Here is a 14000-nt window from a genome sequence, read left to right as displayed (position 1 = left end):
GTTTATATAAATCGTTAATGTTTGTATAGAAATAAAAAAACGGTAATTGAGAATAGCGTGAAGCGATGATTATCAGCATCCTCAACACATAGATATATCCCGCCTGAAATCAGGCAGAAATCAACGGAAAAATGAAATTTTAAATTCTAATGGAACGGATTAAAATAAATCTTTTGGTGGCTAGACCAAAAACAGAACCGTGAATATGCGGTCTGAATTGTTTATCGCTTTTTAATCCAAAAATATAGATCAGACTGAATACCCCTGCGAAAACAACAATTGCCTGAAAGACATCAGACAGTTGAAATTCATTCTCAGCAACTTCTAAAGTAGAATTGTCTATAGTATCTGCCATCTGCTGCACCGACAATTTTTCATAGGTCTGATTCAGTCGGTTCGCTCTTTTAGGCATGTGATGAGAAACATGGCCGGAATAGTCATTCCGAAGCGTTTTAACATTAAGCTTACTTTCCACTATGAAGAGCAGAAAAAGGCTGGTTAAAAAATATACTATAAAGTTTCTCATTTTGAAGTCGCAAATGTACATCTAGATTATGATATTCTCATAACAGATTAACAAAATTTAACGCTTCTTTAAATAAACTCAAAAGAAAAAATTATATAGTCAAGCGTCCGTTTTCCAAACATTAGAATAAAATAAGTTGTTTACATTTCAATTAAAACAGTATTGAAGCACTTTTAAGCCATTTTTCATTAAATTTATTCACTCAATATTGAATTTATTTTTAAATAAGAATAATTGATGAAGTTATTTTTATATCGCTCCACCAAAAGTAACACAAAACAAAGTGAACATTTTATTAAAAGCAAAATTATTATCAATTTTATTATAATAATTTGTATATTTATAGAAATTCAACAATGCATAATGAATAATTTAGTCGATTTCCTAAATTATATCAAAAAAATCCCTTGCTGTAATTTTTCTCAATATTACAGTAGAACTGTATGTCATTCAGCAAAAAAACTACCTGTTTCACTTTTATATGATTTTAACAGCTATAGAAATCTTAGGAAAGTCTATTATTTTCAGGCTGGTATCATCATCCATTTTTCTGCCGATAATCTCATTTTTCACCTTCAGGATATAACCTTTAAGAAATATATTACTATGAAAAAAAAATTATTATTAGCAGGATTAGGATTCGCTTCAATCTTTTCATATGCTCAGGTAGGCATAGGAGTTTCCAGCCCAGACCCTTCCGCCATGCTGGAAGTAAACTCTCCTAACAAAGGTATTTTGCCGCCGAGAGTGGTACTGACTGCTGCCAATATGCAATTAGGAGCAAGCCCTAATGCTACAGGATTACTGGTTTATAATACAGCGTCAGCTGCCTTAAAAGTGGGTTATTATTTCTGGGATGGTATCCAATGGCAAAAACTGGATTCTACGACGGATAACAGTGGAATAAATGCGACTGTGGAAACCAAAGCTGTCATGGGTCCTCTGAGCGCAACGACTGACAACGGAAGAGCCGGATATGCTATTGTAATTACCACTCCCGACGGCAGATTTTCTGTACGGTGCTTTATTCCTTCCGGAAGTTTATTTGCAGATGTCAACTTACAGATCAGAAATAATGATGTTTCCAATATTGATATTATTTCTAACGGCCACTATCTTTGGTCGGGAGCGGGAGGTTATCAGCAGAATCAGCTCAGGTTACCGCCCGGAGCATGGGCCGGAGACAATGCAACGACTTCACAGTCACTTATTGATGCAACCACCGGTGCCAGAATACAAAATGCATCTACCAACCCATATTGGGGAGATCCCGGAGTCTATGCCAGTGGTGTCCCTGAACAAAGGTTATATTCCTGGACCACAACTGATGGTAATGACAAGGTTTTCTATAAAATGTATTTTATGATGGGATCTTCTACTCCTGCAAGTGCAGGAACAGCCACTACCTGTCCGGGAGGTACCTGCAGTACCACAAAAGCCTTCTTCACTATTGATCAGGTGAAAGCGCCTTAAATGATAAAAATGGCAACAGTCAGGAAGAGTTGATAGGTGATTCTTCCTGACATTTATGCATTAATTTTTTCAACAGCTGCTATTTTTATATTAAACATCACTGATCACAGGCAAGGCTAATTTTTATCATGATTTTCAATTATTTACAAAACCATATTGCTATTCTCCATGATTTGAATTATTTTTGCCGAAAATTAAAACAACAAATGGAAAATGAAAAATTTACAATCTATCTCACTTACATTGAGCTTAATACCCTCCCTTTTAAAGGAGGAGCGTTCTGATTACGATTTCTTACCACTTTATCACTACTATTTTGTTTCAGAGAAGGTGTTTTTACAATGCCCTTTGAATTGTTAATCAAAACATATTATTAGTTTATGAAAAATTAACATATATTTAGTAAAAATATTCGTATTTTTATATCGTATTAACATCATAATTCATGAAACACTTTAAAATCACTTATCACTATGAAAAAATTATTAACATCAGTCCTTTTGGGATTGACCATTCTTTCCTCAACAACGTGTAAACATCCGGGAAAAGAAGCTGAAACGGTTATTACAAGTACTCCTGAAAACACAGACCATATTTCCAAAAATATTTATGTGGACAGCTATGGAGAAAAAATAGAAGTAACTATAAACAGTACTAAAAACACGGCAACCATTCATTTGGACGGTAAAACTTATGACCTTAAAAAAAGTGATGCCCTCCCAGAATACACCGCTTCCAATGAAGAGTACCAATATTCGGAGATCAAAGGTAATATAACTTTTCTGAAGAAAAATGTAGATATGGTTCTCTTCCATCTTAAAAAAGACAAAAAAGAATCAGGTCCGGCAAAAATGGCATCATATTAGCTAAATAATTAAACAGTTATTTAATTTTTTTTTAAAACAGAGTTATGAAAAACCTATTTTATTATCTATCCGCTCTTTTTCTAGTTGTATTCCTTGTTGCCTGTAAAGCTCCTGCAGCGCAGAAAACTACAGATATTACAGGAAAGACATGGAAACTTACTGAACTTAACGGACAACCTATCCAGTTGAAAAATCCTAAAAACAATCCTTATTTCAAGCTTACTATGGATGGTATGAGATATGAGGGCCACGCAGGATGTAACGGACTAGGCGGTACATTTGAAATCAAGCAGGATATCATGAGAATTAAGTTCAATCAGGGAATGTCTACCATGATGGCTTGTGAAGACCTTGACATTGAAAATCAGTTTACCAAAGCTTTACTTTCTGCAGACAATTATTCTGTTAACGGAAACACTCTAACTTTAAATAAAGCAAGAATGGCTCCTTTAGCTAAATTTGTTCTTCAGTAAGAATCAGATATACAAGTACAAAAAACACTCTCAATTGAGAGTGTTTTTTTATGGTTTATTGTTTTTATTATAGAGCATATAGCAAAATAGAAGGCTCAGATTGACCACAACAGCAAATGCATTGGATAAAATAATGGGCAGCTCATCTTTTTTAAAACCATACCATACCCAAAGTGAAAGTCCGGAAATAAGCACCAAAAGCATAAGCAGAGAAATATCCTCTACGTTTTTTTCCCTGATCACCTTGATAAGCTGTGGAATCATGGAGACAGAAGTCAATACACCGGCAATAATACCCAACAGGTTTTCATTCATAATTTTCTATTTTTTATCGTACTTTAATAAAAAGGCAATATAGGATTATTTAAATCGGGTAAGGGAAATCTCTTCATGCAAAGGAATTTCATCTTCAATGAAATCGTAAAGGCTTTTGGAGAAATAACATCCATTGAGAATTCCCCTTGCGCCCAGGCCATTAAAAACATAGAGATGATCAAAAGTTTCGTGTCTTCCAATAATTGGCCTTCTATCTTTTACGGTAGGTCTGAAACCGAAATGCACTTCCTCCACGTCAAAATCATAAGGATAGAATTCTGACAGCCCCTTCACCAGCTGGTCAACAGCCGATTGATCCACATGATGATGAAGCTGCTCCCGGTCATAAGTACCTCCGTAAAAATGAAGCCCGTTCCCGGCAGGAAATAAAAAATGCTTCTTTTTAATCGTTACATCAGGAACATCCTGAGAAAGTCTGACTTTGACATGATGCCCCTTATTGGGATTTACCTGTATTCCAGAAAAGTAAGGATTTTCTTTAACTCCCATTCCTTCACAGAAGATTACCTGTTTAAAAATAAAATCTTTGTAAGATGACCCGGCAGGGTCGAGTTTGCCGTAATCGAACTTTTCCCTGACTAAAAAGTCATTTTTTTCAAAATAATCAAATAGACCTCCAAAAAATCCATTAACATCCAGCCTGGCAGACTGATTTACCTTTCCGCTGAGAAAATCGTTTTTTACTATGTCTAAAAGCTCAAATTTTTCACTGAGAAAAGCAGATAATTCTTCATTTCCTGATTTCTTCAGCCAGAGTTTCTGTTCATTTTCATCATGAAAAATCCTGTGGATTGATTTTCTGATCAGGAAATTTTCACCTGTATAAGATTCTATCTCTTCGAGGGTACGGGTAAGGAAATCGATCTGTTCCTGAGCTTTCCAGAAGGTTGTAAATTTCTTAAGGACCACAGGATTAATGATCCCCGCCGAAACCTGGGATGCACTCTTTTTTCCTTCAGAAAACAGAACAAAGGACTTATTATTCTTAATTAACTGGTGAGCGAAGAAAAGTCCTGCATATCCGTCTCCCACAATAATATAATCTACATTTCTCATAATAAAAAAACCTGAGTAAAAATACTCAGGTTTTCTATAAATATCAAATGAAATTTAGTAATTCCACATATCATTTTCCATTTCAAGGATCTGCGTCTTGATTCTGTCACTCTCTTCTAACTGATCATCAGCATCTCTAGGAATATAGTCCTTAATAGTACCATCTCCTAACCCGGCTGAAGATTTGTAGATTACAGAAGAGAACCTTCTTGCATTGATGATATCATCGAAAGATAAATCAGCGGAAGAGTTTTTTCTGTTGAAAACATAATTGTTTGCTAAGATATCTCTTGCATTCGGATAGAAGATCCAGAATAAGTCGATAAGTTCGTCATTGCTTGCCAGTGGCTTACCATCAGGACCTATTACTCCCTGTACTGCCGGGTCAGGACCCATAGCTGCAATACCAAGAGGTCTGTATTTCATCTGTCCGTCTCTCTTATCGATGAACCACATCCCCATAATTTTAAGAACTTTTACTTTATCAGTAGTCGTTTCAATAATATCGGTATATTCTTTTTTCTCCTGTTCCGTTAATTGTCTTCCAGAGTTCAGGATATCAATTGCTGCATCACTGATTTTAACGTTCACCAATCTTTTCTTAATGGCTTCAGGAGTCAGTTTATCTACAAAATTTTCGTCGTTGTAAACCTGCTCAATTTTACCGCTTAAAGCAGCATCCAACAATAATTTATATAAAGATCTTGTAGGAGTAGAAAGTAAACCATCCGGATTATCATAATAGAACGGCTGGTTGATCTTATCATTCATATCAATGATTTCCCAAACAAACATACTCTTAAGGATATCTTTATCTTCTACAAAACCATATTCAAGAGGCTTTACTGTTTTATCAATAATAGTATCACCAACTTTTTGTTTATTCTCCTCTCTCATCTTTCTAAACTCTTCTGGAGAAGAAGCGTTCAGAATAGTCTGGGACAAAGCAAATCCCGAAACTAATACTAAAAGGGTGCTAATATATTTTTTCATAATAAGTTACAATTTTAGTCCTATTGAACATTAATTAATATAGGAGTAATGTTTTTAATCTGTTGCCCTTCCAAACCTTGAGCTGTTGCTTTAATATCAAATATTGAAAATACGTCTCCTGATCTTAAATTTCTTACCAATCCTGCTGCTTCACCTAAAGAATTTCCGTGGATCAGCAATGCTGCTTTTCCAGGTACTCTTACCATAAACTGGGTTACAGTGAATGAAACCGGGAAGTCAAAGTCAGGAATAGTCGCCTGTACAGTCTGGTTCGGAATAGAAGTTGCCGGCATAGACAATATATTCTGTCCTCTCATTTGCCCCTGTGGTGGCGGTACATTTTTGATTCTATATTCAAATACCTGAGATACGGATTTACCATAAGGATCAAGACCTGATAATGTCAACTTCACTGTAGTACCAGCACCAGGTTTTACATTCCATTTACCAGGACCTGTGCTTCTTACAGAGGCTCCCGGAGCTGATAATGAAAGTTTAGCATTGTCTGCCCCTAAGATTGATCCTGAAACAGGGTTCTCAAGTCCTCTATACATTACATTCATTTTATCAGCAGAAAGTAATAGACCTTTTTCAAGTTTTACTTCTCTTGGCCCTGCAATGACATTGTAAGTATGCGTCCAAGGGAAACTTTGTGGCTTACCTGAAGCATCTGTCAATGTAATTGTACCTCCTAATTTATGTTCACCAATTCCAGAACCTGAAATAGATGTGATACCTTTTCCGTTCTCTACTTTACCTACACCTGAGATACTGATCTTGTTACTTGTAGAATAAGTACCTAACATTACTTTTACTTCAGCTTGCTTTCCTGCCTGGATATCTACCGGACCTGAAACAATAGGCTCATAGCTTGAAAATTTGATACTTGCATCTACTTTCTCCTGTAACAACATTGCCAATGCATCAGACTGTACGTTTCTGGCATCATTTTGGATAATCTCTAAATTGGAGATTGCACCAATCAAAGGCTGATGATAGAATTTATTCTGAAACCAGGTCTTATTATTTGGCGATTTTCCTTTTGGATATTCAGCTATAAGAGATGCATTAGCTCTATTCACCAAATCTTGCAATTGATGATTTTGTCCGAAAGTAATGTTGATATAATTTCTTATAGCATCAATCTTAGCCTTTAACTCATTTGCTCCTTTGGAAGGAGTATTTTCATCTCCATCCTTGAAGAAATATTGTGTTGCCCCTTCATTATTATTAAGTGAAGAAAAATTCTCACTAACATCAATCGGCTTACCAGTTGCTGGATCGTTTTCCATAAATTCAGCCTCTTTCTTCAATTTTTCTTTGATTTGTTCTGCATGAGAAACCAAATCATCGATTTTTGTCTTCAACACCTTATATTGCTCCCAAGGCTGCGCATAAGTATCCGGTACCTGTTGTGCTTTAGCCTCTAATGTTTTTTCAAATATATCAGTATTTTTAGCTTCCGTAAGCATACGTGTTGCTTTTAAAGAAACTGTAGAGTCATAGTATGATCTGATGATTTCTGCATCAATATTGAGGGCCATCATCGCGATGAACACCAAATACATCAGGTTGATCATCTTCTGACGAGGGGTCTGTTTTCCTTGTGCCATTCTCTTTTCTTTTTTTAGATTAAATAGTTATTTAGAAATGGTTTAGGAATTAAGACTTCATAGCGGTTAGCATACCACCATAAACTCTATTTAAGTTGTTCAGATTAGTTGTTAAACCTTGTAGCTCTTGATTGAATTTTTCAGATTGCTCAGCAGATTTCTGCATATCTGCAACATATTTATTGGCAAATTCGGATTGCTTCTTACCGTTTTCAAGCTGCATTGCATATAAAGCGTTCATGCTTTCCATATGTTGAGCAGCTTTGTTGAGCTGATCATTATACTTATGAGTAGAAGCAGATACATCTACTGTTTGATTGATCTGATCTACAGAGTTTGAAAATTTATCAATTCCTGTTCTCAATCTGTCAAATAACTGAACGTCAAGTTTAGCATCCTGAAGCATTTTGTCTAATTTGTTGGAAAGAGAATTTTCTAACTCAGCAAATTGAGCGCTTGTATTTTTAGTGGTTACATTAGAGTGTAAAGGGTTTGGGTTCGCATGTTTATCCAATAATTCAGGGTAAACATTTTCCCAGGCATAAGACTCTTCAGTTTTTGGAGGGTCAAATGCGAAAATAATAAAGATAATAGCCTCTGTAATAAGCCCTACTGTAAGAGCGATATTACCGTTAATTGGTCCCAGGGTAATGTGAGTAATTTTAAGCCAAGCTCCAAGAATTACAATTGCAGCACCGAATGAATAGAAGAAATTCATCCAAGCATCTTTAGTCTTAAACATATTGAGTTAGTTTTTTTAATGTTAAATAAAATTGTTATTGAAAAATAATTGTCTGGTTAATTATCTGTTCACTCTTCTTGGCTTAACAGCTGCTTCAGGAATATCCTGTACAGTTCTAAACCCGATATAGCTTCTTGCCGAATCCTTTCTTTCCCAATCTCTTGCACCCGTCATCAACGCATATCCTATATCTTTCCAAGATCCACCTCTTACCGATTTTTTAGTATCCTTTTTATCTTTTGTAGAAGGATTGAGTGTAGAAGAGAATCCATATGAAGAATTGTTGTACGCAGATTCTGTCCATTCAGAAACGTTTCCAGCCATATCAAACAACCCAAATCCATTTTTCTTAAATTTCTTAACTGGAGCTGTATATGTATAAGTCCCTTTTTTCTCGTCTTCCATGTAGTTACCTCTCTTAGGCTTAAAGTTTGCCAGGTAGCAACCTCTGTCATCCATTAAATATGGACCTCCCCAAGGGTAAGTAGCATTTTGCATACCTCCTCTTGCAGCATATTCCCATTCGATTTCTGTAGGAAGACGGAACTGCAATGGTCTTTGTTTTTTTCTTTTTAAACTTTCGTTATAATCCGTTTTCAATTTAGATCTGAAGTTACAATAAGCTCTCGCCTGATCCCAGGTTACTCCCACTACCGGGTAGTTTTTGTAAGCTTTGTGCCAGAAGTATTGTTCAAATAATGGCTCATTGTAAGCAAAGTGGAAATCTTTTACCCAAACGGTAGTATCAGGATAGATGGCGATACTTTCGCTTTTCAGGTAATTAACTCCTCTTTCGTTATCTGCAAGTGCTGCGTCCATATCTCCCCAACGGTAAGTATATTTAAGCTTGCTCACATCTAAAATTCTTTCGTTTCCTATTCTGGAAGATGCTGGTAAATACATAGATTCCAAAACCTCTGCATATTCAACATCGGGGTATTTTGATGTACTCCAATGTAAAGGAATTTTCCAATCTAATCTTTTACTCGCGTCATAGGTTCCATCCTCTCGGCCTCCCTGGCCTTCCATATATTCTTGATAAGGTGTTAAATTTTCTTCTTTTTTAGCAAGGTATGCATAATCTCCTATGCTTGCCCCTTTACGTCCGCCTTCATCACCGCCTTCTCCGGCAGCTTCAGCAAGTAAAGTTCTTGCGATAGAATCTCTTACGTAATTGATAAATACCCTGTATTCTGAATTGGTAGTTTCTGCCTCATCCATGAAGAAAGAGGAAACAGTAACGGTTTTCAATGCTGTTTTTTCAGGTGTATGTGTTGGATCCTGATCTGCGAGACCAGCAACAAATGAACCTGCAGGAATTGCAACCATTCCGTATGGTCTTTCCGCAACAAATGATTTCGTTTTTTCTCTTGGTATCAATTCTCCTTTTGTTCCTGGCTTCCCTACAGAAGAGTTGCCACCACCTGAACAAGATACCGATGCTACCGACGCAGACAATAATAAAAGAAATATCCTTTTCATGTTAATTTTTATAATTAAGCCGTAAATATATAATTTTTTTAAGAAACTTTTAAGATTTTTTTTGAAATAACGGAAGAAATCTAAATTTATTTTATTTACAACTACTTTTTATTCCACGGTAACAGATTTTGCTAAGTTTCTCGGTTGATCTACGTTCGCACCTCTATATACTGCAATGTAGTAAGCAAGCAGTTGTAAAGGTACTGAAGCCACAATTGGAGAGAAACATTCCGAGGTTTCAGGGATTTCAATAACATAATCTGCCATTTCACTTACCTGACGGTCACCTTTATTAACAACAGCGATAATTTTTCCTTTTCTTGCTTTAATTTCCTGAACATTGCTTACAATTTTATCATAATGACCTTTTTTAGGTGCGATAATAACAATTGGCATATTTTCGTCAATCAGAGCAATAGGACCATGCTTCATTTCTGCTGCCGGGTATCCTTCCGCGTGGATATAAGAAATTTCTTTTAATTTTAAGGCTCCCTCTAATGCTGCAGGATAGTTATATCCTCTTCCCAGGTAAAGGAAATTAGAAGTACTCACAAAGTCTTTTGAAATCTGCTGAATCAATTCATGGGTAGTGCTCAGAACTTCTTCAATTTTCTTAGGCATCGCATTCAACTCAGCAATTAAGCTCATAAATTCAGCATTTCCTAAGTTTCCGTTATGTTTCCCTAATTTAAATGCAATTAAAGTAAGGATTGTAAGCTGAGCGGTAAATGCTTTTGTAGAAGCAACCCCGATCTCCGGACCGGCATGAGTATATGAACCTGCATCTGTAATTCTTGCGATAGAAGAATCCACCACATTACATATTCCATAAATAAAGGCCCCTTTTTCTTTTGCCAGCTTTAAAGCAGCCATGGTATCCGCAGTTTCTCCGGATTGAGAAATGGCAATCACAACATCTTTATCTGTAATGATAGGATTTCTATATCTGAATTCCGAAGCATATTCCACTTCAACAGGGATTCTTGCATATTCCTCAATAAGGTACTCTCCGATAAGACCCGCGTGCCAAGAAGTTCCACAGGCGATAATAATGATCCTGTTGGCATTTTTGAATCTTTCTACATGATCCCAGATCCCGGCCATTTTGATCACGCCTTCCTCTACAAGAAGTCGGCCTCTCATTGTATCATGGATAGATTTAGGCTGTTCAAAGATTTCTTTAAGCATGAAATGCTCATATCCTCCTTTTTCAATCTGCTCAAGGCTTAGCTTAAGCTTTTGAATTTCAGGTTCTATTTTAGAGTTTTCATTGATTGTCCGTATGTCTACTCCGTTTTCTAAAGAGATCGTTGCCATATGCCCTTCTTCCAAATAGATGGCTTCTTTTGTAAACTCTACAAAAGGAGAGGCATCAGAAGCAATAAAGTACTCTTTATTTCCAATTCCAATAGCCAGAGGAGAACCTAATCTTCCCACTACCAATACTCCAGGATAATCTTCATGAAGTACAGTAATGGCATACGCTCCGTATACCTCATTTAAGGCATATCTTACTGCTGTTGGGAAATCTATTTCAGGATTAAGATCCATAAAATATTGAATAAGATTTACCAATACCTCAGTATCTGTTTCTGATTTGAAGGTAAATCCTTTTTCAGTAAGCATTGTTTTAATCGTATCATAATTTTCAATGATCCCATTATGTACAATTGCAATTTTCCCATTATTTGATAAATGCGGGTGGGAGTTTCTGTCACTTGGAACACCATGGGTGGCCCAACGTGTATGTCCCATTCCAATTTTGGCTTTCCCTTTCAGTTTTTCCGAAATATTCACCAAATCATCAACCTTGCCCTTTGTTTTTTCTACTTCAAATTTTTTGTCTGCATTTTCTAAAACAATTCCGGCACTGTCATATCCTCTGTATTCTAATCTTCTAAGACCATTGATTACAATGTCATAAGCGTCCTGAAAACCTGTATATCCTACTATTCCGCACATATTTATTTTGTCTAGTGTTGTTTATTTATTGTGTTTATTTTTTTGTACCGTAAGTCACTTTCAACTGAACCCTGTTAGCGTTCATTTTATCCGTTCCTATCAATACAGCTCTGTTCATATCAGTTGCCCTTGTCGTATATTTGGCACCAAAGTACCCTCCTGTAGCAGATTTCACAAATGAACCAAGATTAATAATCAACGGTTTATTTTCTTTAGCGCTTTCAACGATATTTTTAATCGTTTTTGTTACGATGAAATCATAGTACACAGGTTCTTTATTGACATTATACATCGGGAACCCCGCTAAGAAGTCTGCCGTAAAATCTAACGAAGTAAGTTCATTTTCCTTTCCTTTGCCATCATTAGGAAGAATAGTAAACCTGCGGTCTCCTAGCAATGAGTGTTTGTTATCCCAGCTTGCTGCGTCTACATACATTCTGATTTTTGCAGTTACAATTCCTGCTTTATCTTTCTGATATAAATTTTTAAGTGCATTGATCGCATCTTCCGGAATCTTCACTTCTATTGAAGGACCTCCCATTCCCTGAACAAAAAGTTTAGGATCTCCGTTCACCTCACTGCTTGATGCCAATGCCGATTCAAGGGAAGAACCTGCTCTGCTATAAGTATATTGTCCAATATGAACATTACCTGCTCCTACATTGAAATTAAGAGTAGTCTGTGTTTTCGTTACAGTACTATTATCTGTTTTATCATATTTATAGTACATGATAATCTGCATATCATTAGGCGAAAACTGGAAAAGGTAACGGTCTGTCTCATTGACAGAAACTCTTATTCCGTTAAAGTATCTGATAAAGTTAGCCGCATTCTGAAGCTCAGGCTTTCCTTTCATATCTACGATCTTAGTCTGGAAATAATCTTTATCAAGCTTTATTCTAAAGTCATTGCTTGAAGTAAATAAATTCGTATTATCAGACTTCTTGGTAACGGTTACAGAACTTACATTTCCGTCAAATACAGCGGATCCCAATAATCTGCCTGTACTCACCTCTACATTGGAGCGGGTAAAAGGCTTGGCATTGGCATCCAGGAAGGTGGTCACTTCATGTACATTTACTGTCATAGAGTTATACTGACCTCCTATTCTTCCGTATTTAAAAACAGGATATGTTTTTTTATCTATTGAAACCGGTACGGTTTCGTTTCCTACCGGAAAATCATTTCTATCATATGCTGCCTGTGTCTTTACTGAGTCTGTAAGATAAGCCGGTGTTTTTAGGACCAGCACCACAGAATCCACTTTAGCATTAGGCCCGTTAAAATCAAAGTTATCAATAGGCATTCTCATCTGTGTAATATAAGATGCCTTCTGCCCACCAAACTGGTTTTCGGTGAAAGCTCCTAAAATACCTACCGCAGGAAATACTCCCTGGGAGTTTTGATCACTGATAAGTTTGGCGGCATCGCTTCTGATAGAATCATGATTATTAATATTGTAAGCAATAAGGTCATATGAAGTTTCATTACCTTGTACCGCATCTTTTACAAAAAGCTGTTCGCCAAGAGAATCTGCATCCGGTTCACAGTTATAAAGCATGGTGCTTCCGAAAATCGCCAATAAAAGCATGGCGAAAGTCTTTTTAAGAGTATGAGTCATTAAAAATGTGTTTTTAATAAAGTTGGTTTATAGAATCTACGTCAAGATACTCCGACTTTTGGGTAGCGCTCTCATTGAACGCCTGATCAAGATCTTCATCCAGAAATTCATCCCCTTTAACAACGGCATCTACGTAGTTCATGCTTTCGATAACAAATGTTTTAATTGTTGGGTTATCTAACGCCTTTAATCCTGAAATATTATCAAACTTCAACTTCTCATCGATCTTTTTATCCAAGGCGGCATCTTTCTCATTGTATAGAGAAAGTACAATTTTAGCGTCTTTGAAATACGTATCGGATTCGTAATAAGTTTTAAGATAAATAGGGACAAAAGAAGACATCCATCCGTTCAAATGAATAACATCCGGTACCCAATTCAGCTTCTTGATGGTTTCAATCACTCCTCTTGCAAAGAAAATAGCTCTTTCGTCGTTATCGTCAAAAGGATTTCCTTCGTCATCAAAATAGTATTGTTTTCTTTTGAAGTATTCTTCATTGTCAATAAAGTAAACCTGAAGTCTTTCCCCCGGAAGAGACGCTACTTTAATGATTAAGGGCTGGTCCAAGTCGTTGATGATAATATTCATCCCTGACAGACGGATCACCTCATGAAGTTGGAATTTTCGCTCACTTATTTGTCCAAATCTTGGCATAAAAACTCTTACATCATTGCCTTCATTGTGCATCTTAAGTGCCATTTTGTTTACCACTGCAGCCATATTTGTATCTTCCTGATATGGATACATCTCTGTAGTAATGTACAGTATTTTTTGATTCGGCATAAATTTTCTATCTAATTTTTGTAAAAATGCTTTAATGTGCAAAATTACAAAAAAACATCCAACATTATTTTAA

At 36.2% G+C, this 14000-nt stretch carries 13 protein-coding genes; 3 read left to right on the top strand and 10 right to left on the bottom strand.

Annotated features, from left to right (window positions below):
* Positions 1–139: 139 nt before the first annotated feature.
* Positions 140–526, bottom strand: a complete 387-nt coding sequence (locus tag MUW56_RS15060) for a hypothetical protein (protein ID WP_292013945.1) — start codon at positions 524–526, stop codon at positions 140–142.
* Between the two features lie 606 nt (positions 527–1132).
* Between MUW56_RS15060 and MUW56_RS15055 the strand changes: the two genes are divergently transcribed.
* The 3 genes from MUW56_RS15055 (at position 1133) to MUW56_RS15045 (ending at position 3338) form a co-directional block, all read left to right on the top strand.
* Positions 1133–1999 (top strand): hypothetical protein, encoded by an 867-nt coding sequence (locus MUW56_RS15055; protein WP_292013944.1) that lies wholly within the window; start codon positions 1133–1135, stop codon positions 1997–1999.
* Between the two features lie 473 nt (positions 2000–2472).
* Positions 2473–2865: a hypothetical protein gene (locus tag MUW56_RS15050; protein ID WP_292013943.1), complete on the top strand. Its 393-nt coding sequence runs from the start codon at positions 2473–2475 to the stop codon at positions 2863–2865.
* Between the two features lie 44 nt (positions 2866–2909).
* Positions 2910–3338: an META domain-containing protein gene (locus MUW56_RS15045; protein ID WP_292013942.1), complete on the top strand. Its 429-nt coding sequence runs from the start codon at positions 2910–2912 to the stop codon at positions 3336–3338.
* 48 nt (positions 3339–3386) lie between these two features.
* Here the strand turns inward: MUW56_RS15045 and MUW56_RS15040 are convergent, their stop codons facing one another.
* From MUW56_RS15040 to MUW56_RS15000, 9 genes are all read right to left on the bottom strand, one after another.
* The gene (locus MUW56_RS15040; protein ID WP_292013941.1) at positions 3387–3653 is read right to left on the bottom strand and encodes a SemiSWEET transporter; all 267 of its coding nucleotides are present in this window, start codon (positions 3651–3653) and stop codon (positions 3387–3389) included.
* A 45-nt stretch (positions 3654–3698) separates the two neighbouring features.
* The gene (locus MUW56_RS15035) at positions 3699–4730 is read right to left on the bottom strand and encodes an FAD-binding oxidoreductase (RefSeq protein ID WP_292013940.1); all 1032 of its coding nucleotides are present in this window, start codon (positions 4728–4730) and stop codon (positions 3699–3701) included.
* Between the two features lie 54 nt (positions 4731–4784).
* Positions 4785–5723 carry a gliding motility protein GldN gene (gene gldN, locus MUW56_RS15030; protein WP_292013939.1) on the bottom strand — a complete coding sequence of 313 codons (939 nt, stop codon included), beginning with the start codon at positions 5721–5723 and terminating at the stop codon, positions 4785–4787.
* 20 nt (positions 5724–5743) lie between these two features.
* Positions 5744–7336: a GldM family protein gene (locus tag MUW56_RS15025; RefSeq protein WP_292013938.1), complete on the bottom strand. Its 1593-nt coding sequence runs from the start codon at positions 7334–7336 to the stop codon at positions 5744–5746.
* 49 nt (positions 7337–7385) lie between these two features.
* Positions 7386–8078, bottom strand: coding sequence for a gliding motility protein GldL (gene gldL, locus MUW56_RS15020; protein WP_292013937.1), 693 nt, complete (start codon positions 8076–8078; stop codon positions 7386–7388).
* A 60-nt stretch (positions 8079–8138) separates the two neighbouring features.
* Positions 8139–9560, bottom strand: coding sequence for a gliding motility lipoprotein GldK (gene gldK / locus MUW56_RS15015; RefSeq protein ID WP_292013936.1), 1422 nt, complete (start codon positions 9558–9560; stop codon positions 8139–8141).
* A 108-nt stretch (positions 9561–9668) separates the two neighbouring features.
* Complete coding sequence (gene glmS, locus MUW56_RS15010) at positions 9669–11522, bottom strand: glutamine--fructose-6-phosphate transaminase (isomerizing) (protein WP_292013935.1); 1854 nt, start codon at positions 11520–11522, stop codon at positions 9669–9671.
* Positions 11523–11556: 34 nt separating this feature from the next.
* Positions 11557–13143: a DUF4270 family protein gene (locus MUW56_RS15005; protein WP_292013934.1), complete on the bottom strand. Its 1587-nt coding sequence runs from the start codon at positions 13141–13143 to the stop codon at positions 11557–11559.
* Between the two features lie 13 nt (positions 13144–13156).
* On the bottom strand, positions 13157–13927 hold the full coding sequence (locus MUW56_RS15000; RefSeq protein ID WP_292013933.1) for a glycogen/starch synthase: 771 nt from the start codon (positions 13925–13927) through the stop codon (positions 13157–13159).
* Positions 13928–14000: the final 73 nt, after the last annotated feature.

It is taken from the genome of Chryseobacterium sp. (genome assembly GCF_022869225.1).
In the GTDB taxonomy this organism is placed as follows: domain Bacteria; phylum Bacteroidota; class Bacteroidia; order Flavobacteriales; family Weeksellaceae; genus Chryseobacterium.
Note: the sequence above shows the minus strand (reverse complement) of the source record. Positions and strands in the feature narration are given on the sequence as shown.

Coding starts and splice junctions, on each gene's coding strand:
- MUW56_RS15060 (WP_292013945.1), bottom strand. CDS start 526: ATGAGAAACTTTATAGTATATTTTTTAACCAGCCTTTTTCTGCTCTTC.
- MUW56_RS15055 (WP_292013944.1), top strand. CDS start 1,133: ATGAAAAAAAAATTATTATTAGCAGGATTAGGATTCGCTTCAATCTTT.
- MUW56_RS15050 (WP_292013943.1), top strand. CDS start 2,473: ATGAAAAAATTATTAACATCAGTCCTTTTGGGATTGACCATTCTTTCC.
- MUW56_RS15045 (WP_292013942.1), top strand. CDS start 2,910: ATGAAAAACCTATTTTATTATCTATCCGCTCTTTTTCTAGTTGTATTC.
- MUW56_RS15040 (WP_292013941.1), bottom strand. CDS start 3,653: ATGAATGAAAACCTGTTGGGTATTATTGCCGGTGTATTGACTTCTGTC.
- MUW56_RS15035 (WP_292013940.1), bottom strand. CDS start 4,730: ATGAGAAATGTAGATTATATTATTGTGGGAGACGGATATGCAGGACTT.
- gldN (WP_292013939.1), bottom strand. CDS start 5,723: ATGAAAAAATATATTAGCACCCTTTTAGTATTAGTTTCGGGATTTGCT.
- MUW56_RS15025 (WP_292013938.1), bottom strand. CDS start 7,336: ATGGCACAAGGAAAACAGACCCCTCGTCAGAAGATGATCAACCTGATG.
- gldL (WP_292013937.1), bottom strand. CDS start 8,078: ATGTTTAAGACTAAAGATGCTTGGATGAATTTCTTCTATTCATTCGGT.
- gldK (WP_292013936.1), bottom strand. CDS start 9,560: ATGAAAAGGATATTTCTTTTATTATTGTCTGCGTCGGTAGCATCGGTA.
- glmS (WP_292013935.1), bottom strand. CDS start 11,522: ATGTGCGGAATAGTAGGATATACAGGTTTTCAGGACGCTTATGACATT.
- MUW56_RS15005 (WP_292013934.1), bottom strand. CDS start 13,143: ATGACTCATACTCTTAAAAAGACTTTCGCCATGCTTTTATTGGCGATT.
- MUW56_RS15000 (WP_292013933.1), bottom strand. CDS start 13,927: ATGCCGAATCAAAAAATACTGTACATTACTACAGAGATGTATCCATAT.